This window comes from Idiomarina sp. ST10R2A5, from assembly GCF_051842325.1.
In the GTDB taxonomy this organism is placed as follows: Bacteria; Pseudomonadota; Gammaproteobacteria; order Enterobacterales; family Alteromonadaceae; genus Idiomarina; species Idiomarina abyssalis.
In genome coordinates this window covers 61,696-83,330 of the sequence record NZ_JBNIEX010000008.1, presented here as the reverse complement: position 1 = coordinate 83,330, position 21,635 = coordinate 61,696, and the positions used below count along the sequence as shown (strand labels likewise).

Annotated in this window: 24 protein-coding genes and 1 pseudogene; 6 read left to right on the top strand and 19 right to left on the bottom strand. The window is 48.0% G+C overall.

What is annotated here, in order from left to right; all coding sequences use genetic code 11:
• Positions 1–3: 3 nt before the first annotated feature.
• Genes ACP7FG_RS10765 through flhA form a run of 7 tightly spaced genes read right to left on the bottom strand, consistent with a single transcriptional unit; the run spans position 4 to position 8,493 of the window.
• Positions 4–2,148: a chemotaxis protein CheW gene (locus ACP7FG_RS10765; protein ID WP_439226363.1), complete on the bottom strand. Its 2,145-nt coding sequence runs from the start codon at positions 2,146–2,148 to the stop codon at positions 4–6.
• A gap of 13 nt (positions 2,149–2,161) precedes the next feature.
• On the bottom strand, positions 2,162–2,908 hold the full coding sequence (locus ACP7FG_RS10760) for a protein phosphatase CheZ (RefSeq protein WP_054486789.1): 747 nt from the start codon (positions 2,906–2,908) through the stop codon (positions 2,162–2,164).
• A 13-nt stretch (positions 2,909–2,921) separates the two neighbouring features.
• Positions 2,922–3,305 carry a chemotaxis response regulator CheY gene (gene cheY, locus ACP7FG_RS10755; protein WP_016341317.1) on the bottom strand — a complete coding sequence of 128 codons (384 nt, stop codon included), beginning with the start codon at positions 3,303–3,305 and terminating at the stop codon, positions 2,922–2,924.
• Between the two features lie 37 nt (positions 3,306–3,342).
• The gene (locus tag ACP7FG_RS10750; RefSeq protein ID WP_054486787.1) at positions 3,343–4,068 is read right to left on the bottom strand and encodes an RNA polymerase sigma factor FliA; all 726 of its coding nucleotides are present in this window, start codon (positions 4,066–4,068) and stop codon (positions 3,343–3,345) included.
• Positions 4,061–4,933 carry a MinD/ParA family protein gene (locus ACP7FG_RS10745; RefSeq protein ID WP_054486785.1) on the bottom strand — a complete coding sequence of 291 codons (873 nt, stop codon included), beginning with the start codon at positions 4,931–4,933 and terminating at the stop codon, positions 4,061–4,063. Before ACP7FG_RS10745 ends, ACP7FG_RS10750 begins: the two co-directional genes overlap by 8 nt.
• Before the next feature lie 56 nt (positions 4,934–4,989).
• Positions 4,990–6,327 (bottom strand): flagellar biosynthesis protein FlhF, encoded by a 1,338-nt coding sequence (flhF, locus tag ACP7FG_RS10740; protein ID WP_439226362.1) that lies wholly within the window; start codon positions 6,325–6,327, stop codon positions 4,990–4,992.
• A gap of 12 nt (positions 6,328–6,339) precedes the next feature.
• On the bottom strand, positions 6,340–8,493 hold the full coding sequence (gene flhA / locus ACP7FG_RS10735; RefSeq protein ID WP_224798056.1) for a flagellar biosynthesis protein FlhA: 2,154 nt from the start codon (positions 8,491–8,493) through the stop codon (positions 6,340–6,342).
• Between the two features lie 157 nt (positions 8,494–8,650).
• Between flhA and ACP7FG_RS10730 the strand changes: the two are divergent.
• The 5 genes and pseudogenes from ACP7FG_RS10730 to ACP7FG_RS10710 all read left to right on the top strand — a co-directional run.
• Positions 8,651–8,710 (top strand): annotated as a pseudogene (locus ACP7FG_RS10730) (prepilin-type N-terminal cleavage/methylation domain-containing protein); the annotation flags it as partial.
• 9 nt (positions 8,711–8,719) lie between these two features.
• Positions 8,720–9,067 (top strand): pilus assembly FimT family protein, encoded by a 348-nt coding sequence (locus tag ACP7FG_RS10725; protein WP_439226387.1) that lies wholly within the window; start codon positions 8,720–8,722, stop codon positions 9,065–9,067.
• Positions 9,061–9,570, top strand: coding sequence for a prepilin-type N-terminal cleavage/methylation domain-containing protein (locus tag ACP7FG_RS10720; protein ID WP_439226361.1), 510 nt, complete (start codon positions 9,061–9,063; stop codon positions 9,568–9,570). Before ACP7FG_RS10725 ends, ACP7FG_RS10720 begins: the two co-directional genes overlap by 7 nt.
• Positions 9,571–9,605: 35 nt before the next feature.
• A complete protein-coding gene (locus ACP7FG_RS10715; protein WP_054486775.1) occupies positions 9,606–9,800 on the top strand; it encodes a hypothetical protein in 195 nt (64 codons plus the stop codon).
• Positions 9,781–10,125 (top strand): PulJ/GspJ family protein, encoded by a 345-nt coding sequence (locus tag ACP7FG_RS10710; RefSeq protein ID WP_439226360.1) that lies wholly within the window; start codon positions 9,781–9,783, stop codon positions 10,123–10,125. The genes ACP7FG_RS10715 and ACP7FG_RS10710 overlap by 20 nt, the downstream gene beginning before the upstream one ends.
• 113 nt (positions 10,126–10,238) lie before the next feature.
• On the opposite strand, the gene ispH is transcribed toward ACP7FG_RS10710, so the two are convergent.
• The 6 genes from ispH to murJ form a co-directional block, all read right to left on the bottom strand.
• Entirely contained in the window at positions 10,239–11,183 is a 945-nt protein-coding gene (ispH, locus tag ACP7FG_RS10705) for a 4-hydroxy-3-methylbut-2-enyl diphosphate reductase (protein ID WP_439226386.1), read from the bottom strand.
• 36 nt (positions 11,184–11,219) lie between these two features.
• Positions 11,220–11,660: an FKBP-type peptidyl-prolyl cis-trans isomerase gene (fkpB, locus tag ACP7FG_RS10700; protein WP_054486769.1), complete on the bottom strand. Its 441-nt coding sequence runs from the start codon at positions 11,658–11,660 to the stop codon at positions 11,220–11,222.
• 10 nt (positions 11,661–11,670) lie between these two features.
• Positions 11,671–12,198, bottom strand: a complete 528-nt coding sequence (lspA, locus tag ACP7FG_RS10695) for a signal peptidase II (RefSeq protein WP_439226359.1) — start codon at positions 12,196–12,198, stop codon at positions 11,671–11,673.
• Complete coding sequence (gene ileS / locus ACP7FG_RS10690) at positions 12,191–15,025, bottom strand: isoleucine--tRNA ligase (protein WP_439226358.1); 2,835 nt, start codon at positions 15,023–15,025, stop codon at positions 12,191–12,193. Before ileS ends, lspA begins: the two co-directional genes overlap by 8 nt.
• Before the next feature lie 26 nt (positions 15,026–15,051).
• The gene (gene ribF, locus ACP7FG_RS10685; RefSeq protein WP_439226357.1) at positions 15,052–15,990 is read right to left on the bottom strand and encodes a bifunctional riboflavin kinase/FAD synthetase; all 939 of its coding nucleotides are present in this window, start codon (positions 15,988–15,990) and stop codon (positions 15,052–15,054) included.
• 61 nt (positions 15,991–16,051) lie between these two features.
• Positions 16,052–17,614, bottom strand: coding sequence for a murein biosynthesis integral membrane protein MurJ (gene murJ / locus ACP7FG_RS10680; RefSeq protein WP_439226356.1), 1,563 nt, complete (start codon positions 17,612–17,614; stop codon positions 16,052–16,054).
• Between the two features lie 193 nt (positions 17,615–17,807).
• Here murJ and rpsT point away from each other — a divergent pair, with 193 nt between their 5' ends.
• Positions 17,808–18,068, top strand: coding sequence for a 30S ribosomal protein S20 (gene rpsT / locus ACP7FG_RS10675; RefSeq protein WP_054486760.1), 261 nt, complete (start codon positions 17,808–17,810; stop codon positions 18,066–18,068).
• Between the two features lie 68 nt (positions 18,069–18,136).
• Here rpsT and ACP7FG_RS10670 read toward each other — a convergent pair whose 3' ends face one another.
• The 6 genes from ACP7FG_RS10670 to ACP7FG_RS10645 form a co-directional block, all read right to left on the bottom strand.
• A complete protein-coding gene (locus ACP7FG_RS10670) occupies positions 18,137–18,673 on the bottom strand; it encodes a helix-turn-helix transcriptional regulator (RefSeq protein ID WP_199493105.1) in 537 nt (178 codons plus the stop codon).
• Positions 18,670–18,903, bottom strand: a complete 234-nt coding sequence (locus ACP7FG_RS10665; protein ID WP_200795856.1) for a hypothetical protein — start codon at positions 18,901–18,903, stop codon at positions 18,670–18,672. Before ACP7FG_RS10665 ends, ACP7FG_RS10670 begins: the two co-directional genes overlap by 4 nt.
• Before the next feature lie 106 nt (positions 18,904–19,009).
• A complete protein-coding gene (locus ACP7FG_RS10660) occupies positions 19,010–19,306 on the bottom strand; it encodes a hypothetical protein (RefSeq protein WP_199493108.1) in 297 nt (98 codons plus the stop codon).
• 1 nt (position 19,307) lies between these two features.
• Positions 19,308–19,730, bottom strand: coding sequence for a flagellar export chaperone FliS (fliS, locus tag ACP7FG_RS10655; protein WP_199493111.1), 423 nt, complete (start codon positions 19,728–19,730; stop codon positions 19,308–19,310).
• A gap of 16 nt (positions 19,731–19,746) precedes the next feature.
• Positions 19,747–21,135 carry a flagellar filament capping protein FliD gene (fliD, locus tag ACP7FG_RS10650; RefSeq protein WP_439226355.1) on the bottom strand — a complete coding sequence of 463 codons (1,389 nt, stop codon included), beginning with the start codon at positions 21,133–21,135 and terminating at the stop codon, positions 19,747–19,749.
• 13 nt (positions 21,136–21,148) lie between these two features.
• Positions 21,149–21,550 (bottom strand): flagellar protein FlaG, encoded by a 402-nt coding sequence (locus ACP7FG_RS10645; protein ID WP_053952963.1) that lies wholly within the window; start codon positions 21,548–21,550, stop codon positions 21,149–21,151.
• Positions 21,551–21,635: the final 85 nt, after the last annotated feature.

Sequence of the window (21,635 nt, the reverse complement as noted above, 5' to 3'; positions counted from 1 at the left end):
CCGTTATCGTTTTGCGTAATACTTAAGCATACTTGGTACATCAACAATCAAAGCAATACCGCCATCACTGGTGATAGTTGCTCCAGCCATACCCGGTGTACCCTGCAATAGCTTATCTAATGGTTTTATGACCACTTCTTCCTGACCAATCAATGCGTTGACGACGAAACCAACCTGTTGGTTGCCAATTTGCACAACCACGACATGGCCTTTCTCATTACGGCTTGAACGATCCGGATTACGAACCAACCAATGCTCTAAGAAAAACAGCGGAATAGCACGGTCACGTACAATCAGTGTTAATTGACCATCAACGGTATTGGTACGCTTCATATCCAGATCGATAATTTCGCTTACCACAGCCAGTGGCAGAGCAAATGTCTGCTCTTTTACCGCAACCATTAAGGTAGGCAGTATCGCCAGAGTCAGTGGAACTTTAATTAAAAGCTCCGTGCCCTTACCCAGCTCAGACTGAATTTTGACACTACCGTTAAGCTGACTAATTTTGGTTTTAACCACATCCATCCCGACACCGCGGCCGGATATGTCTGAAACTTCTTCTTTGGTCGAAAAGCCAGCGGCAAAAATCAGATTATAAGCATCTTCGTCACTCAGACGCGCAGCGGCGTCGGTATCGAGAATACCTTTGCTGATAGCAATGCCCTTAAGCTTTTCCGCATCCATACCTGCACCGTCGTCTTTAATCGACAGCATAATATGGTCGCCTTCCTGAGACGCCGACAGCGTTACCGTCCCCGCACGCGGTTTACCATTAGCTTCGCGCACGTCCGGCATTTCAATACCGTGGTCAACAGAGTTACGAACCAAATGCACCAAAGGATCGGCCAGTGCTTCTACCAGGTTTTTATCCAGGTCAGTATCTTCACCGTACATCTCAAGGTTAATTTCTTTCTTAAGGCTGCGCGCTAAGTCCCTGACAACCCGAGGGAAACGCCCAAAAACTTTCTTAATAGGCTGCATACGGGTTTTCATAACCGCGCCTTGCAAGTCGCCAGTTACAACATCCAGATTAGAAATGGCTTTACCCATCTCGTCACTGTCTGATTCATCTGAGTTACTCAGGCTTAATAGACGATTCCGGACTAAAACCAGCTCACCGACCATATTCATAATTTCATCTAAACGTTTGGTATCAACCCGGACTGTGGTTTCAGCCTGAGCTGGTGCCGGCGCCGCTGGCTTTTTATCCACGGCTTTTGCTGCCGCAGGTTTATCTTCCGCTTTGGCCGCAGCTGCTTTCGGCTCTGGTTTAGCTGCAGGCTTAGGTTGAGGTTTAGCTTGCGCTTTTGGCTCAGGTTTCTTCTCAGCGGCTTTTTCTGCTGGCTTATCTCCTTTCGGCGTCGGCGCTTTACCACTGCCATGGAGTTCATCTAACAGCGACTCGAACTCGTCATCTGTTATTTCGTCATCTTTTGCCGGCTCTTTTTGCTTCTCTTGTGTCTTCTCTGCACTCTGAGGAGCCTTACCACTACCGTGCAATTCATCCAGCAACGATTCAAACTCATCGTCTGTTATTTCATCGTTGTCATCGCCCGGTGCCGACCCAGCAGCGGAAGCTTTAGCTTCTTCTTTCTTGCCTGGTCCTTTACCTTCACCATGCAGCTCATCCAGTAAGGCTTCAAATTCATCGTCCTGAATTTCATCAATACTTTCGCCGCTACTTGCGTCGGTTGCCTCGGGTTCTGGTTCTGGCTCTGGTTCGGGCTCCGGCGCTTTAACCGGCTCTTCATCTTCCGATTCCGGCTGACTCAACTTATGCAGAAGCTCCAGTAATTCAGGTGATGCAGCTTCAGGTTCTTCTTTGGCCCGAACCTGTGCAAATTGAGCATTAATGGTATCCAGCGACTGTAGAATAACATCCATCAAGTCGGAGGTGACGGTACGTTGGCCATTACGCAGGGTATCGAACACATTTTCCGCACCGTGGCAGGTATCAACGAGTGCGCCCAGCGACAAAAAACCGGCACCACCTTTAACGGTATGAAAACCACGGAAAATAGCATTCAGCAGGTCTTTATTTTCTGGATCATTTTCCAGTTCAACCAGCTGTTCAGACAATTGCTCGAGGATCTCTCCCGCCTCGATCAAAAAGTCCTGCAGAATGTCTTCGTCCATATCAAAGCTCATGCGACTGATGCTCCTAGAAACCTAAACTGGACAGCAAATCGTCCACTTCGTCTTGTCCGCCAACCACGTCATCGCGTTGATCAGCATCTATAATAGGGCCTTCCGCAACACCTGCATTTTTCTTATCAGGCGTTGAGGTTGCTGCCTTACGGCGCTCTTCTTCTTTACCGAATATTTTGAGTAGCTCAATTAAGTTCTTTTCAACGTCTTCAACTAACTGAATAACCCGGCGAATGACTTGCCCGGTAATATCCTGAAAGTCCTGAGCCATCAATACTTCAGTCATCAACCCATGCACTTGTGGCATGTTTTCACCACAGCGCTTAAGTACGTCATCGACCTGATGGCATAAAGACTTGAATTCATTTAACTCAATATCGTTACTCATCAGCCTGTTCCAGGCTGGCATGACCTTCTCTACACGCTGATGCATCTCATCTGCTAAAGGCAGGCAAGCCTCTACCGCATCCATTGTTCTATTGGCTGCGTCTTCGGTTTTCTCAATGACATACAACAAACGGTTTTGCGCATCAGGAAGATCATCTTGTGTCATTTGCACAATGCGAGGGTCTACCTGAAAATCCTGAAGTGCTTCGTGGAGGTCGCGTGTTAACTGGCCGACAGAAGTAAATAACTTGTCGTTACGACGGTTGTAAACGTCTTCCAGTAATTGATTTGCCTGCTGCTGCTTCCCGTCTTCAAGCAAGGCTACGAGTTCCTTGGCTTGCTCCAGAGAAATATCATGGGCGTTATCAGACATAGTCATTCGCCCTTTAGCTAATACGTTCGAAGATCTTGTCGAGCTTTTCTTTCAACGTTACGGCTGTAAACGGTTTCACGATGTAACCATTAACCCCCGCTTGTGCGGCCATGATGATTTGCTCACGCTTAGCTTCGGCCGTTACCATCAATACCGGTAAATGCGCCAGGTTATCGTCCTTGCGAATTTCACGCAGCAAGTCAATTCCCTGCATACCGGGCATGTTCCAATCGGTTACGACAAAGTCGAAATCACCGTTCTGCAACATGGGTAAAGCCGTATTACCGTCATCAGCTTCCTGAATATTGGTAAAGCCAAGATCACGAAGTAAATTCTTAATGATTCGTCTCATTGTAGAAAAGTCATCCACAACAAGAATTTTCATATTTTTATCCAAAGCACCCTCCACTGAGGCTCTCGATTACCACCAAAGTTTATTCAACCCAATTTTGCATTCGCGACTTCAGTCGCAACATTGCCTGACTGTGAATCTGACTGACACGTGATTCACTCACGCTCAGCACTTCACCTATCTCTTTTAAATTCAATTCTTCGTCATAATACAACGAAAGCACCAAGGCTTCACGTTCTGGTAACGATGAAATTGTCGATACCAATGCTTTATGAAACGCAGCGTTCTCAACATCTCGTTGTGGCTCATAAGCTGAACCTGTTACCTGCTCTGGCATTAACGCATCTTCCGACACGCCAAGATCTTCAATTCCGACAATTCGTCCTGAACTCACATCCCGTAAAATATGGTGGTATTCATCCATACCCATATTCAATTTTGCGGCTACTTCCGTATCTTTTGCGTCCCGCCCGGTCTCGTTTTCAACCTGGCGAATGGCTTCCAGCACACGTCTGTGGTTACGGTGTACTGAGCGAGGGGCCCAATCGCCGCGACGAATTTCGTCCAGCATCGCACCACGAATGCGAATGCCGGCAAAAGTTTCGAAACTGGCACCTTTGCTGTTATCAAAGTTACGCGCAGCTTCTAGTAAGCCAATCATGCCTGCCTGTATTAAATCATCCACTTGCACGCTGGCGGGTAGTCTCGCCATCATGTGGTGGGCAATACGCTTAACCAGTCCGGTATGCTGCTCAATAATGGCATTCCGGTTGTCAGCAGTGGCGGCATAAACGGCAGCTTTATTCATTGGCAACATCCCGCTTACTCTCGTTATCGGCAGAAGTTATCAATTGTTCAAGGAAAAATTCTAAATGTCCTCCGGCTTGAGCCGGAACGGGCCAGTCCAGCGCCTTCTTAGCCAGTGCTTTTATCGCTAATGACGCAGGAGATTTAGGGTAAGCCATGACAAACGATTGCTGTTTCCGCACGGCTAAACGCAAGTTTTCATCGAAAGGAATAATTGCTGCCAGCTCCAGCGCAACATCTAAGAACCGGTCGGTAACCTTAGTGAGCTTATTGAACAGTACTTGCCCGTCACGCATATTGCGCACCATATTGGCAACCACTTTAAATTTGAAAAGCCCCTGCTCACGGCTCAATACTTTAATAAGAGCATAAGCATCGGTAATCGATGTTGGTTCATCGCAAACTACGACTAACACGTCCTGTGAGGCTCGGGCAAAACTGACAACGGTGTTACCTATGCCAGCTGCGGTATCCACAATCAGCACGTCATAATTGCCCTGTAACTGGCTAAACGCTCTAATTAAACCAGCATGCTCAGATTCACTGAGATCCACCATCGAACGTGTACCAGACGTTGCCGGAACAATTTTTATTCCCGCAGGGCCTTCTATCAGAATATCTTCCAGTTCACACTGGCCACTTAATACATGAGAGAGATTACGCTCAACGCGAAGGCCCAACATCACATCGACGTTAGCCAGGCCTAAGTCGGCGTCCAGCACCAATACTCGTTTGCCCTGCTTTGCCATTGCAATAGCCATATTCAGCGACACATTGGTTTTACCCACGCCACCTTTACCACCGGTTACCGCAATAACTTTTACTTTTGATTGTTTCATTCTTCGCAGACCGCTTGCTTGATCCATCGGGCGTATCTCTTTTCTGACTAAATTGACAACAGCTTCATATTACTTAGGCTCATTCAGCGAGAAAACGCCGCATTCCAATACGATTTTGGCACGTCTGACACTGAGGAACAAATGCTTTTATCAAGCAAACGCTCGGCTTCCGCTACCATAAAGTTCGCATCGGCAACCCGAATGTCTTCAGGAACCTGCTGACCATTGGTTAAATAGCCTACTGGTAAGCCATGCTCAATAGCCACGCTGATACTCTCACCTAAACTTAAGCATTCGTCCAGCTTGGTAAAAATGCAACCGGATAAAGGCAAAGTTTTAAACTGCTTAACGGCATCCATCAATACTTGATTCTGTGATGTCGCTGAAAGCACCAGATATGGACGAATACGCAGTCTTGAATTCTGGATAAGCTGGTTTAACTGCTCGCTCAAACGCTTGTCGCGTTGGCCCATGCCTGCAGTATCAATTAAAATTAAACTCTTCTGGCGCAGTGAAAGTAACGCATCTGCCAGCTCTTGCGCATTTTTAGCAACTTTTACCGGACACCCTATTATACGACCATAGGTTTGTAATTGTTCACTGGCACCAATACGGAAGGTATCCGTAGTAATTAATGCCACTTTATCCGCACCATGGCGCTGAGCGTAACGAGCAGCCAGCTTCGCAATAGTGGTGGTTTTACCCACGCCGGTAGGGCCGACTAAAGCAACCGCACCGCCGCGTGTCAAAATATCGTCGGACGTGGTATTCAACTGACCTTCTAATAAATGCAGGGTCTGTTCCCAGGCTTCATCGTCTGAGCCACCTTCGGGAATAAAACAGGCAATCTGGTCCGCAACTCGTTCACTTAAGCCCATAGACATCAAGCGATTCATCAGCATCGCACGGGTTGGTTCTTCGCGATCCATTTCCTGCTTCATCAAGCCACTTAACTGATGCTCCAGTAATTGACGAATACCGTTTACCTGAGAGCGCAGTTCAGCAATGGCCTGGGAGTCGTCCGCTGCTGGTGCGTTTACTTGTTCAGGAAAAATATCGTCGCTTAACTGAGAATCGGCGAAGCCTTGTGGTTCTGGTTTCGGTTCTGGCCGTTGTGTGGCCGGCTCAGCAACCTCTTGCTCAGCAGTGCGTTGCGCTGGCTGTTCAGCCTGCGCCTGACGCTGTAACAGTTCCTGCAAAGATTCAGCCGGTACTTCCGGTGTCTTTGATGCGGCCGGCTCATTCGGTGCCTGATCAGCCATTGGCTGTGCCTGTTGCGCATCGGGGTCAATGGCTGCAACCAGCTCAATACCACCATTCACTTTCTTATTGGACAGGATAATAGCATCCGGACCTAAGGTTTCTTTAACCTGTTGCAAACCACGGCGCATATCTTCGGCAAAAAAGCGTTTAATCTTCACAAGCGACTCCCGTTACTCTTGTGTGGCGGTTTGTTCACCACCGTTTTGTTGTCCACCAATTGAGCTGACAATGCGAATTTGTTTATCATCCGGTACTTCCTGATAGGACAACACTCGCATACCATCGGTAGCGTGACGCGCAAATCGCGCCATGGTTGACCGCAGAAGTCCGGAGGTCAGCAGTACTGAAGGTTCACCATTCATTTCCTGCTGCTGATGCACTTCGCGTAATGACTGTTGCAGGCGTTCGGCCAAACCAGGTTCGATTCCGGCGCCTTGCTGATTTCCGTCATTACCAGCCATTTGCAATGACTGATGCAACATCTGTTCCAACTCTGGTGCCAAAGTTATGACAGGCAATTCCGCCGCCCCTTCAGCAATGTCCTGAACAATTAAACGGCGTAATGAAATTCTGACCGCAGCCGTTAATACTTCTGGGTCCTGACTACGCCCCGCGTACTCAACCAGGGTTTGTACAATGGTGCGCATGTCACGAATCGCAATACCTTCATCCAATAGGTTTTGCAGTACTTTCACAAAATTGCCCAATGACAGCAGATCCGGAATCAGGCCTTCAACCAGCTTAGGATGCGTGCGACCTAAACGATCCAGTAATTCTTGTGCTTCTTCATGACCCAGTAGCTGTGACGCATGGTTTGTCACTATTTGACTTAAATGTGTTGCAACCACAGTTGCCGCATCCACCACGGTATAACCCAGGGTCTGCGCATGCTCTCGTTGTTCAGGGCGGATCCAGACCGCATCCAGACCAAAGGCAGGGTCAGTTGTTTTTTCGCCCTCCAGTTCGCCGAAAACCTGACCCGGGTTAATCGCCATTTCCCAGTCATGGCGAATTTCAGCTTCGCCCATAGTCACACCCATTAGGGTAATTCGGTAACTGTTAGGGCCTAAATCCAGGTTGTCTCTGATATGAACAGCTGGCACCAGGAAACCAAATTCCTGTGACTGTTTCTTACGCACGCCTTTTATGCGTGACAGGAGCTCGCCGCCCTGCTGCTTATCGACCAAAGGAATTAAACGATAGCCAACTTCCAGACCAATAGTGTCTACATGGCGCACATCGTCCCAGCTAAGCTCTTTTTGCTGCGCCTGCTGGACTTGCTGCTCCTGTTCTTTCTCTACCAGCTCGCCTTCTTCGACTTTTGACTTTTTAAGCTTAAAGTACGCTGCACCGGCTAGTACCGCTGACATACTCAAGAACGCCAGATGCGGCATACCAGGGATAACACCCATAGCAAAGAGTACCGCACTGGTAATGACCAGAACCTTGGGGTTATCAAGCAGTTGCAGGACAACGGCATCGCCCATGTCTTTACTGTCATTTTCGCGAGTAATGATAATGGCGGTCGCAACCGACAGTAATAAAGAGGGGATTTGCGCGACCAGGCCGTCACCAATGGTTAACAGGGTATAAACTTCCACGGCCTCATTAAAGGTCAGGCCGTACTGGATCATACCAATGAGCAGGCCGCCGATAATGTTAATAAAGAGAATAAGGATACCGGCTATGGCATCCCCTTTTACGAACTTACTGGCACCGTCCATAGAGCCGTAGAAATCGGCCTCACGGGTTACGTCACTGCGTCGGGCTTTGGCTTCTTCCTGATTGATTAAACCCGCGTTCAGGTCGGCATCAATAGCCATCTGTTTACCCGGCATGGCATCAAGGGTAAAACGGGCAGTAACTTCTGAAATACGGCCGGCACCTTTGGTGATAACCACAAAGTTAATAATAACCAGAATGGCAAACACCACCAGACCAACGGTGTAGTTACCGCCTATAACAACACTACCGAAAGCCTCAATCACTGAGCCCGCCGCGCCGGGCCCGTTATGACCTTCCAGCAAAACAATACGGGTTGAAGCAACGTTAAGGCTTAACCGTAAGACCGTCGCAATAAGCAATACCGTGGGGAAGGCAGCGAAATCTAACGGACGTTGGGTATAAACCGCCACCAGCATAACTACCAGTGACAAGGTAATTGAAAACGAGAACAGAATATCCAGCACCATGGCCGGAATTGGCAGAACTACCATCGCCAGAATGGCCATAATGGCCACAGGCGTTCCGAATCCTTTAATCAGATGCGCGTTGTTCTGCGTGAAATTTCTTAAATCTACTAACTTTTCGGCACCGCCCGCCATACGTCTTCCTGTTGCGTCAAAAAGTTGAACCTGCGGTGTTTCATTCAAGAATCGAGCCAGCTTTTAAATATTTTCTGACTCATTGATACGTTTTGGCCTACAGATATTTATCTTCTGGCAGCTACACTCTCTGCTCTTTAACAAAAAGGTTATTACCGTGCGTGGTTATTCCCTCCTTGAAATGCTTATTGCACTGACAATTAGCGCAGGCCTAGGTGCGTTATCAATGCCGTTATTGAGTCAACAAATGGAGACCTTGCTGTTGCAACAGGCCAGTAATCGCTGGTTGTTGTATTTGCATCAAGTAAAAGCAAAGGCACAGAAGGAACAGCGCTCAATAGTTGCTGAATTGGTACCTCTTGACGCTCGCTCCAGTGTTTTTAAAGCAATGACAGAATCGACGTACAGCGCAGCAAGTCCACTCAAGTTCTACGGTAACTCCGGTGCGGCTGTACCTGGGCATGTCCGGATTGTAAGCGGTGACAGAATGATAAAAGTAATTATAAGCAGCAAAGGTCGCATTCGCTCTTGCGTTAGCCTTGGCTCGTCATTGCCCGGAACCTCCTTATGCTAGTTAGTAAAAGTAATGGCTATAGCCTGGTTGAAGTACTCATTGCTGCTGCACTTGGTTCTATTATTGTGATCACCACTCAGCACATAATGCAGTGGCAAAAAGGCGCTCAGTTTCGTGCGGTGTCGAGTGCACAATTTATTCTGGGTGGGCAAGCCGTTTCTTATGAGTTTTTTGAAAACCTGAACCAGACAGTAGCTGGAGGCATGCAAAACCCACAGAGCAATTGCTTTATTTTCCCTACCCAAAGCGGCGGGTCGGTTGGCTTTCGGGTTAAGAATTCCCAGTTACAGCATAACCCTATGACACTGGACTGTTCAGGGTATGGTTGGCAGTCACTGACCGACAAAACACAGTTTGAGGTTCAGGAGTTAATGGTTGAAACCAGTGTTCCGCCAGCCTCTGACGGCGCATCAAAGCTGTTTATTACAATGATTATTTCACGGGTCACTAAAAACGGCGTGCAAGAGCAATCGTTTAAACGAAGCATAACGATATTTTCTTAGCCCTTTGCTTTTAACCACAGAGAAGGATGTTCACAATGCAAGCGAAAGGATTCGCGTTAATACTCACCTTAGTAACACTCATTAGTCTAAGCTCCGCAAGCGTCGCCGCCCTGTTTTTCTACGCGCAAATGCTGGAAGCTCAGCAAGAGCATCAGTGGCAAGTACTTTCTGGCCAGTTAGAAGCCGATTTTAACCGACAGAAAGAACATTATGAGTCAGCACAAAAGTAAAGGTTTTTCCCTGACCGAAACCTTGGTTGCTTCTGCAATAGTCGCTATTTGGGCTGTCAGTAGTCAGCAGCTGCTCCAGATTGGGTTAGGCGCTATTGAAGAAGTAAAACGCAAAGCCCAAGCCGTCGAAGTTTTGAATCGCTATATACAAGACACCCATATTGACTGGATAAATGGCTCTTCCCCCTCACCTGAAGTCATTTCGAACGGTTTTATTATCCATTCAGATGTTAATTCAATAGACGAAAACAACGCTTCTATGGATGTTGAAATAACCTGGGGAGAAAAAAATAGGTATTTATTGAAAGTCTGGCTGTCTCGATAAAATTAGCAATAACTTAAATATCAGCTTTGCAAAGACTTCCCAATTGCTTGCGTGTGAAAAAGTGAGAAGGAGCGACACGTTAAAACGCATCGCTCGTGCGCTAGATATTAGCGCTACGCTGCCGGGTGCGGTCTTAGCTCTGGCGGAATTGAGAAAGTGATATTTTCCTCACGGCCACTGAGTTCAATGGCGGTCTTACCACCCCATTCCTGCAGCTTAGCAATAACTTCTTTTACCAATACTTCTGGTGCAGAAGCGCCAGCGGTTACCGCAACTTTATCCTGACCATCTAACCAGGCTTTGTCGATGCAACTGGCATCATCAATTAGATAAGCCGGAGTTCCCATTTTCTCTGAAAGCTCGCGTAAGCGGTTTGAGTTTGAGCTATTGCGTGCGCCCACAACTAACATAACATCGGCATCACTGGCTAATTCACGCACCGCATCCTGCCTGTTTTGGGTGGCGTAGCAGATATCGTCCTTACGTGGACCATTAATGTCAGGAAACTTCTGACGTAAAGCCTCTATAACATCGGCGGTGTCATCAACCGATAAAGTTGTCTGACTCATATAATGGAGGTTTTTCGAGTCTTTAACTTCCAATTTACTCACGTCTTCAGGCGACTCAACTAAGTAGATACCACCATCGGCGTTCTTATACTGACCCATGGTGCCTTCAACTTCCGGGTGTCCCGCATGGCCAATGAGTACACATTCATGTCCCTTTCGACTGGCACGCGTCACTTCCATATGAACCTTGGTTACCAATGGACAGGTGGCATCAAACACCCTCAAACCGCGATCTTTGGCTTCTTGTCTTACCGCCTGAGAAACGCCATGGGCGCTAAAAATAACGATTTGGTCGTCCGGCACTTCGTGCAACTCTTCCACAAATACCGCACCGGCATCGCGCAGCTTGCTGACGACATACTTGTTGTGAACCACTTCGTGACGCACATAAATCGGCGGCTCGAATATTTCCAGGGCCCGCTCGACGATAGTAATAGCGCGATCAACTCCGGCACAAAAGCCACGTGGGTTCGCCAACAAAATCTGCATCATTTCCTCCTGCGCTCAGCCCGCTTGTTTAACCAGTCACGGCTCAACGCTGATAATTTCTACTTCAAAAATCACCGTTTGTCCCGCTAACGGATGATTAAAATCGATGGTCACTGTTGGACCTTCAATTTTACGAACAATTCCCGGTAAATCGGTACCATCAGGTTGAGTAAACGCCAAAATAGCGCCAACTTCCGGTTTTGTTTCGTCGCTAAACTTTGCCGAGTCGACATAGTAGTAGTTGTCCGGGTTGGGTTCGCCAAAAGCGTCTTTGGGCTCTAATGTGAATTCACGCTCGGCGCCTTCACGCAGACCTACCAGACAAGCTTCAAAGTTTTCCGTCAGGCTGCCATCGCCCATACGAAACTTCGCTGGCTTGCCAGACATTTTGGTGCTGTCCGCAACCGAACCATCGGCAAGTTTAATGGTGAAGTGCATAACCACTTCACGTCCGTGCTCAATAGGTAAACGACTCAAACGAAACTCCTTACTGCTTGTGACCGTCTTCAGTTTTATCCCGACGGTTATCAAAAAAAGCTTCCAGCAACATGAGTGCAGCACCAATAGTAATAGCCATGTCCGCTACGTTAAAGGCCGGCCAATGCCAACCCTGATAGTGCACATCAAAAAAGTCGATGACATAGCCGTACATTAAACGGTCAGCGACATTACCAATAGCCCCTGCCAGAATCAGCGAAAAGGCCAGGTTCTGGCGCCACAAGCCTACCGGGTTACGGCGCATCCAGATAAGTAAAACAACACTAATAGCAATAGCTATAGCGGTGAAGAACCAACGCTGCCAACCGCCACCGTCACTTAAAAAGCTAAATGCGGCACCATAGTTGTGTACGTAGGTGAAGTTAAATAAGCCTTCAATAACAACCCGGCTTTCGTAAAGCTCAAATTCACCTGCAACCCAAATCTTCGTAATTTGATCAACAACCACCAGCAACAACGTTAGCCACAAAAAACGTAGCCCGGTTGCACGGTTAGTCTGGTCAGCAAAATCAGGCAAAACGACGCTCCTCACCTTCACCTTCAATATTGGTTACACAACGCTGGCATAAATCGGCATGGCTTTCTAATGTGCCAACCTCTTTGCGATGATGCCAGCAACGCTCGCACTTCTTGTATTCAGATTTCTTTACACTAACCGCCAACGCCATCTTTTCAGCTTTAACTGCGTCAGCAGGTGCATCATTAATAGAAGCCACTTGCGCTTCTGATGTCAGTAGTGCAAAACGCAGCTCTTCACCTAAACGGTTCAAAGAGGTCGCCAACTTATCGTCAGTATACAAGGTCACTTCGGCCTGCAATGAACCACCAATAACATCGTTACGGCGTGACTGCTCCAGTGCCTGATTAACCACGTCGCGAATTTCCAGCAACTGCATCCAGAATGCGTTTTCATCGTCTTTCACACCGGCAAATTCATCAAAACCCTGATACCAGTTTTCGGTAAAGACATACTGACTGCGCTCGTTCGGCAACAAGTCCCAAATTTCCTGAGCCGTAAAGCTACAAATTGGCGCCATCCAGCGCACCAGTGCCTCAGCAATATGATACAGCGCTGTCTGGCAAGAACGACGAGCCAGTCCTTCCGACTTTGCGGTGTACTGACGGTCTTTAATGATGTCCAGATAGAAGCTACCCAGTTCAATTGAGCAAAAATGCATAAGCTTCTGCACAACGCTATGGAACTGATAGTTGTCGTAGGCTTCCAGCAGTTCTTTCTGCAAGTCAGCGGCCCGTCCCACAATCCAGCGGTCCAGTTCAACCATGTCTTCTCTGGCAACTAAGTCCGTTTTAGGGTCAAAACCGGTTAAGTTCGCTAATAAAAAGCGCGACGTATTACGAATGCGACGATACGCATCCGCAGAGCGTTTAAGGATTTCATCAGAAACCGTCATTTCGCCGGAATAATCTGCTGATGCAACCCATAAGCGCAGAATGTCGCCACCCAACTTATTCATCACGTCCTGCGGAGCAACTACGTTACCGATAGACTTGGACATCTTGCGGCCCTGTGCATCCACAGTAAAGCCGTGAGTCAGAACCTGGTGGTACGGCGCTTCGTTATACATCGCAACGCCTGTAACCAACGAGCTCTGGAACCAGCCCCGGTGTTGATCCGAACCTTCTAAATATAAGTCAGCGGGCCAGCGCAGGCCATCAAACTCACGCAATACGCAGTGATGCGTAACGCCCGAGTCAAACCAGACATCTAACGTGTCGGTTACTTTACGGTATTTGTCAGCTTCATCGCCCAACAGCGTTTCCGGCTCTAAATCAAACCACGCCTGAACACCGTCTTTTTCAATAAGCTGAGCGACCTTTTCCATCAGTTCCAGCGTGTCTGGATGCAGCTCATCAGTTTCGCGATTCACGAAAATGGCAATGGGGTTACCCCAGGTACGTTGACGAGAAATACACCAGTCAGGGCGCCCTTCTACCATCGACTCTATGCGGCTTTGTCCCCACTCAGGGAACCAGCCCACTTTTTTGATTTGATCTAACGCACCGGCACGCAAACCTTTCTTGTCCATGCTGATAAACCATTGCGGCGTTGCACGGAAAATAATCGGCGTTTTGTGGCGCCAGCAATGCGGGTATGAGTGACGGTAGCTTTCTGCATGCATCAAGTTACCGACTTCACGGAGCTTGTCGACAATAGGCTCATTTGCTTTAAATACATGCTGCCCGGCAAACAGTGGCGTATCGTCTTTGTACACACCGTTATCACCAACTGGGTTATAAACTTCAATACCGTATCGTTGGCCTACCAGGAAGTCATCGACACCATGTCCTGGCGCTGTATGCACACAACCGGTACCGCTTTCAGTGGTTACGTGGTCGCCCAGTATTACCGGCACCTGCAACTCAAACAACGGATGCTGTAGCTGCAGACCTTCTAAGTCTTTACCTTTGCAGAAACCCAGCTTGTGGTAGTGGGTAATGTTCCAGCGTTCCATACAGTCTTTAACCAAATCATCAGCAAGTATTACTCGCTCTGCTGGTTGGTCATCGCTGGCTTCAATCTGCACTAACGTGTACTCAAGCCCTTCTGCCAGAGTAACGGCGCGGTTAGCCGGAATGGTCCACGGAGTCGTGGTCCAGATAACCATGCTGACATCGCCCTCACCAACATGCCCTTCCGGCGTGCTAAAACGCTCGACGGTTTCCGCCGTTGCAGCAACCGGCAGGCGCACATCAATAGCCGGTGAGTTTTTGTCCTGATATTCCACTTCCGCTTCAGCTAGCGCGGAACCACAGTCAGTACACCAATGAACCGGCTTAAAACCCTGATGCAAATGGCCATTATCAATGATTTTTGCCAAAGCCCGAACACTGTCCGCTTCCTGCTTAAAGTTCATGGTCAGGTAAGGGTTATCCCAGTCACCTAACACGCCCAGACGTTTAAAGTCTGTGCGTTGCTGATCAATTTGAGTCATGGCATATTCGCGGCACTTTTCACGAAACTCAGCCAAGTTTAATTTTTTACCCGGCTTACCGTGCTTTTTCTCTACCTGCAACTCAATTGGCAGGCCATGGCAGTCCCAACCCGGCACGTAAGGCGCATCAAAGTCGCTTAAGGTTTTTGCCTTAACAATAACGTCTTTTAAAATTTTATTTACGGCGTGACCAATGTGAATTTGCCCGTTCGCGTACGGAGGGCCGTCGTGCAGAATAAATTTAGGCTTGCCCGCTTTAGCTTGACGAATTTGACCGTACAGGTCAGCTTCATACCATTGCTCCAGCATTTTTGGCTCGCGTTGAGCCAGGTTACCGCGCATAGGGAACGCTGTTTCTGGCAAGTTTAAGGTGTGTTTGTAATCACTCATGGGTCACTGTTTCCATTTCCGCATAGTTACTGACTCCGGCACGCTAATGCATCACGTGCGCGGGCGGCATCTTTTTCAATTTGTTCTTGTAAGTGCTGTAACGACGCAAACCGTTGCTCGTTACGCAATTTGGCCACTGGCGTGACCGTCATCTGCTGACCGTACAGATTGCCTGAAAACTCAAACAAATGCACCTCCAGCTGTACTTCGTCGCCATTTAATGTTGGCCGGGTTCCTAAGTTAGCGACACCGGAATAGGTTTTTCCGCCCTTACCAAGTTGAGCGGTTACCGCGAACACCCCGTGTAGGGGGCTTTTTAAGCGCTTTAGCGGCACGTTAGCGGTAGGAAAACCAATAGTTCGACCATTCTTTCGCCCGTGTACGACTTTCCCGCACATTTGATAAGGCCGGCCCAACATTTGTTCCGCCAGATCAAAGTCGCCTTGCTCTAATGCCTGGCGTATGGCAGTACTGCTTACGCGCTGTTGCTGTTGGCGATAACTGCGGGTGTCCACCACTTCAAAACCCAGCTCTTTACCGGCATTTTGCAGCAACTCAAAGTCGCCTTCACGTTTATAGCCAAAACGAAAATCGTCGCCTACCACCAGAAACTTAACACCCAGCTTGCCAACCAACGTCTGCTCAATAAACTCACGAGCCGGTTGACTGGCAAACTTCTTATTAAATTCAATGACAATATGTCGGTCGACATTTTGAGCCTGTAGAGCGAGATACTTTTCACGCCAATTGGTTAGCCGTGCAGGGGCTTTTTCAGGTTGAAAAAGCTCTTGCGGCTGAGGCTCGAAGGTCATAACTGCCGAGGGGACGCCCAGCTGCTGCGCTTTTTCACGGACCTGACTCAATACCGCCTGATGGCCCAGGTGAACACCATCAAAGTTACCGATGGTCAACACACAGCCGTTATGCCCAGCTCTTAGGTTATGAGTACCGCGAATCAGTTCCATGCCCGCACAATCTTAATGTTTTCCGGAAAAGACGCGATTATAACTGATACTGAAGCGATAATCAGTACTCACGCGCACGGAAATGTCGTGGCCTCATACCGGTTATTACAAGCACAGCAATATAAATCAGCGCGCCGAACCCAATCACCTGCGCCAAAAGCCAGGGGCGTTCAACTAAAGAACTGGTCCGCCAGGTAGCAATATCCGGACTTAACCAGAGCACGCCCGCTATCATCGCCGTGGTGGCGAACAGCACCTGGAGTATAAAGCGTCCGGTTCCCGGTTGCTTTTTCAGCACGCCTTCACGCCATAAAGTAACGCCCAGTAACCCCGCGTTAATAGCCGCAGAGGCCGCCGTTGCCAGGGCTAATCCGACATAACTAAAAGGAATGGCCAAAGCAATGTTAAATACCATATTGGCTGCCATAGCAATAATGCCATACTTCACCGGTCGCTTAGTGTCCTGCCGGGAGTAAAAGCCCGTTGCCAGCACTTTCACCATCATGAAACTCAGCAAACCTGTCGAATAGGCCATGAGACTGTAGGACGCCATACGCGCATCGTCCGGGCTGAAGGCGCCATGCATGAACAACACCATAAGCATGGGCTCTGCTAATACAAAAAGACCCGCCATGGCCGGTACACCTAACAACAGCACCATACGAATGCCCCAGTCGAGCGTGGAACTGAAGTTTTCTTTTGACTGGTCTACGTGGCGTGAAGAAAGCGCCGGCAGAATAACCGTGGCAATGGCAATACCAAATAGCCCAAGCGGGAATTCCAGCAACCGATCCGAGTAATAAAGCCAGCTTATTGACCCCGTCATCAAAAAGCTGGCAATGAGGGTATCAAACAGTAAGTTAATTTGACTGACTGACACACCAAATATAGCCGGTAACATCAGTTTGCGAATTTTGGTTACGCCGGGGTCTTTCCAGCCCCATTGGGGTTTAACCAGCAACCCGGCTCTTTTCAGAAACGGCAGTTGGAATAAAAGCTGAATTAGCCCACCAAAAAATACGCCCCAGGCCAGTGCATATTCCGGTTGCTCAAGCTGCGGAGCCAACCAGATAGCCGCCGCAATAATAGCCACGTTCAAAAATACCGGTGTAAAAGCGGCTACGGCAAACTTGCCCAGCGTATTGAGTATGGCGCCGGCCATAGCGGTAAAACTAATAAACCATAAATAAGGAAAGGTAATGCGGAGTAAGTCACTGGCCAGTACAAATTTATCCCCTTGCGGCCCGTCGTTCCACCAATCTAAAAACCAACCCATACCAAAAAGCGCGGCCACAACCGGGGAAGCCACCACACCGAAGATTGTCACTAAAGTAACAATAGTACCTAAAGTACCGGATACCCGAGCTATCAATAATTGCTGTTCCGGCAGTTCTTTACCCTGCTTATACTCGGTCAGAACCGGTACAAACGCCTGCGCGAAAGCACCCTCGGCAAAAAGCCGGCGTAAGAAGTTAGGGATCTTATTGGCAAAGAAAAACACATCCGCTGCAGCACCGGCGCCCATCAGGTTGGCAATGACCACATCGCGCACCAAACCCAGTACACGCGATATAAGAGTCATAGCACTGACGATAAATCCTGAACGGAGCAAAGCTTTTGACAAGAGAGATCCTTTCGGCTGACAGCTAAGTTTCTGTTTTTGATTGTAACTGAGACCAATGGTGGATGCTATTTTATCAAAACCTGACTTAAAGCGGTGAGTTTTTCCCTTTTCGCTGTTGACTTTTACAGCAGAAAAGGCATAATCTGCGGCCTTTATAAGAGAAGCGTTCTGTTAATGAATTTAGGAGTTCACCTTGGCTAACATTAAGTCTGCTAAAAAGCGTGCGATTCAGGCCGAGAAAAATCGCCGCCACAATGCAAGCCGTCGTTCAATGATGCGTACTTACCTTAAACGTGTAATCGCAGCTATTGAAAAGAAAGACAAAGATGCAGCAAACACTGCAATGAAAGACGTAACCCCAATGCTGGACAGTTACGCAACTAAAGGTCTTATCAGCAAGAACAAAGCGGCACGTCATAAAAGCCGTTTGAATGCTAAGATCAAAGCACTGTAAGAAGAATTACTGACCTGGGCTTAGGCGCAGGGAAAGAAAAGCCGGCTTTTGAGCCGGTTTTTTTGTATCTAGTGTTTATTTGGTAAAGCTTCCATTAGCTCCCCAACCTTTATACGCACTTTATTGTCTCTTAACTGCAAGGCTAAGTTCAGGTTACTGACAAGCTCTGCGTGCTCCGCTAACTGCTTTGGAATTTTCTCATAGCTGGCCAACCACTCAGCCACTTCACTCCATTGCCATAATGGCTGTTTACCTGTTAAACGATACAAAGGCGATGGAAAATCACCACTCCCTCTCTTACCCTCTTTTAGCAAAGAAATAGACTGCTTAGTTAAGTCGCTTCGCTCCGCAATATCGCTAATACCGACGTAACCACCGGCATCAACGGCCGTTACTCGACAGTCGCTCAATGATTCCATCTGTTGAATGGCCGACAGCACCGCGTCCTGAAAGCTTTTCGCTTCCCGGTCGAACTGCAAATAAACTGTTGAGCCATAGAAGCACACCAATGCATCATCACAACCCGCGCTATAAATCTTGTCTTCCAACAGCGGAGTGCGGTTGGAAATACCACCTAAGACAAGAGAAAAATTGTAGGTGTTCATTTAGTTAACTCCTCGCAGGCAATGACTTGTCGAACTATTTGCTTGGCGTGGTTATATGGGTTTCGTGGCGTTGACCAAACACTAATTTGGTGTTGCCGATGCCCCTTCCCACACTTTAAGCGCCCAAAAGCATGACCTTTACTCAGCTTAAACGTCCAGCCATAGACTAAAGCGAAGTCAATGGCTGCCTGAATTTCCTTATTCGGGTGTTTTTTGATACCAGACTCCATATTAATCAACCGTTGACAATTGTCAACAGTCTAAAAACAGTTAATAGTCTAGTTCACATTCAATGAGTGGGGAGTAAATTGTGAAATGGCTTATGTCTATATGGGACTATTTGGTATAAGCTCGGACGCCTTTCTTGCTTTTACCGATTTTAGTGATAGCTGCGCTGGTTTCTTCAAGGACTTTTTCTAGCTCGGGTTGTACTTCATTGAGGTAGCTATCAACTTCGGCAACTACAGTCACCCATTCGCGAGACTCTGTCCAGCCATCAGGTAATTGCTCTAAAAAGGAAAGTATTTTAGGAAGTGTGTCAGCCGCAGACTCATACTCTGAGTCTGCCACTTGTCGTTTTAGCTGCTCGTAGAGCGCACTTAACTGTTTAGGTGAGCGTGTCTCTTCAGACAATTTAAGCCCCGGCGGCCTGCTGCATTTGGTTCATCGCAACGTCACGCTGGTCGACAGGAATTTGGTCCCATGCGCCTTTAATGTCCAGCATTAAACGTGCTACTTCATCAATCGCATCAACATCCATATCAATAGAGGCGTCAGCAATACGCGTACTCATGTACATATACAATTCGCGTAAGTTGCCAGTTGCCTGTGCTCCTGCAGTGTCATCCAGGCTGTAACGCAGAGAATCAACAATAGCCTGCGCTTTACTTAAATAATGGCTCTTTTTCTCAAGGTCTTTACGCTGAATCGCTCCTTTGGCGTAATTCAGGTTCTCTAACACACCCGCCATCAGCATTTGTACTAGCTGATAAGGGTCTGCACCCGCAACACGGGTTTCTAGTGAGCCTTTAGTATAGCCTTTAAGCTTCATATTCATAAGTAATTACCTCTAATTAATCATTGTCCCGGGTAAAACCCGGTAAGTTTGCTAACTGTGCAGTGACTGCATTGCCACGGCTTTGTAGCTGGCCAACTAAGGAATCCAGTGCCTGATATTTTGAGTTTAGTGTCTCGCGCAGTGATTCCATGCGCAATGCCAATGACTCTCGGCTTTCTTCGACACGGTCCAAACTTTCATTGATAGAGTCTCGGCGCATTTGCAGTGAGCCGCCGGCACTTACATAACCATCTAGCAGAGTTTCCATGCGCGCTGCCAAGCCGTTTTCGCCACCAATGACATTTTGTAATGCCGATGGGTTTTCAGCGAGCACATCCTTGACGTTAGTGACTGGGTTTTCCTGCTGCAAGCGGCCATCGTTGTCTAAACCGAAACCTAAGTCAAACAAGGTTTGCCCTTCACCAAAAGTGCTGGTCAGCACATTGTTAAGCTGTCCTTTCAGAGTACGAACAGTTGCATCCCCCTGCATCATGCTGTCTTCGCCACCAATTTCACTGAGCAAATCAACAGTGCTGTTATAGGCTTTTACAAAGCTGTCTATGGACTTTTGAACACCGGCGTCGTCACGAGCTATCGACAACTGCGCCTTTTCAGTGCCTTCCGATTCTTTCAGAGCCGTAATGGTCGATCCCTGAATAACATCAGTGAAAGTATTGGTGTCGTTGGTAGCCTGAATGCCGTCAATCTCAATAATGGCATCAGTCGCCTGATCATCTGCGGCAATGGCCATGCCCCCAGCACCACCGCCGTTGGCTTGAGTTGAAATAGCATCAAACTCAGCGTTGTCGTTAGTAACGGTTAAGTCATTACCCGCACCAGTGACACTTGAGCGGAAGACTAACTTGGCCTCAGTGCCGGTATTAATAATATCCGCTGTAACGCCAAAGTTATCATCAGATGAGTTGACCGCATTGCGAATATCTTCCAGCGTTGAGCCCGCTTCAATATTTAGCGTAAAGCTCTCATCTCCAGCGCCAAAGGTTAACGAACCCGCATTGGTATTAACCTCATCATCCGCACTGGCAAAAGCACCGTCAGCAGACACTGCTCGACTTCCTTTAGCCAGCTGTTGAACAAACAGCTCAAAGTTGCCAGCACTAGCGTTTTCTGAGCTTTCAACACTGACAACATCACCAGAGTCTGGCTGAGTGACTGACGCTTTCATGGCACTAAACAAGCTACCGTCAGTCAGCTTCTCAGCACTTTCCTGGAGCTTTGATAATGCCGAACGCATTTCACCAACAGCCGATAGCTCCACTGTTAAGCGGCCTTCCTGTTGGTCCAAGCGGTTTTTCTTAGGAACACGCTCGGCCTGTAATGTCGCATCGATGAGGCCCTGCAGGTCTAAACCTGAACGCGCACCCGTTGATGAAATTAATGGCATATCAACACCTCACTTAAATCTGGTTGTCGAATAAAAATCCCATCCGACTGTTCTCGTTATCGGCCATTTCTTCAATAGCTTTAGATAACTTCACAACCAATTCTGACGGAATTTGACGAATCATTTCACCGTTGTCTGTATCAATCACCTTAACCACCGGTGGCTCGTCTCTTTCATCGAATACAAACTGCAAACTGGTATTCCGAATAGTCGATGACTGATTCATTTCCTCTACCGTGTCTGCAATACTCTCACTACTTGCCTGCTTTTCCACTTTATCAGCGGTGCGTTCCTGAACTTGGCTGACCGCGTCCATGACCTTTTGGTCCTGCGGCCGCTCCGCCTTGTTCGGTGAACCACCCGCTGCACTACTTAAGGGACTTAACGCGCGGCTTTCAACTGACATGTCTGCCATAATACTCACCTTTTCCTTAGTTACTGTGCAGTTTAGCACTAAAACAATTATCCATGTATGTTATCGGTAAGCCATGCTGAAAACT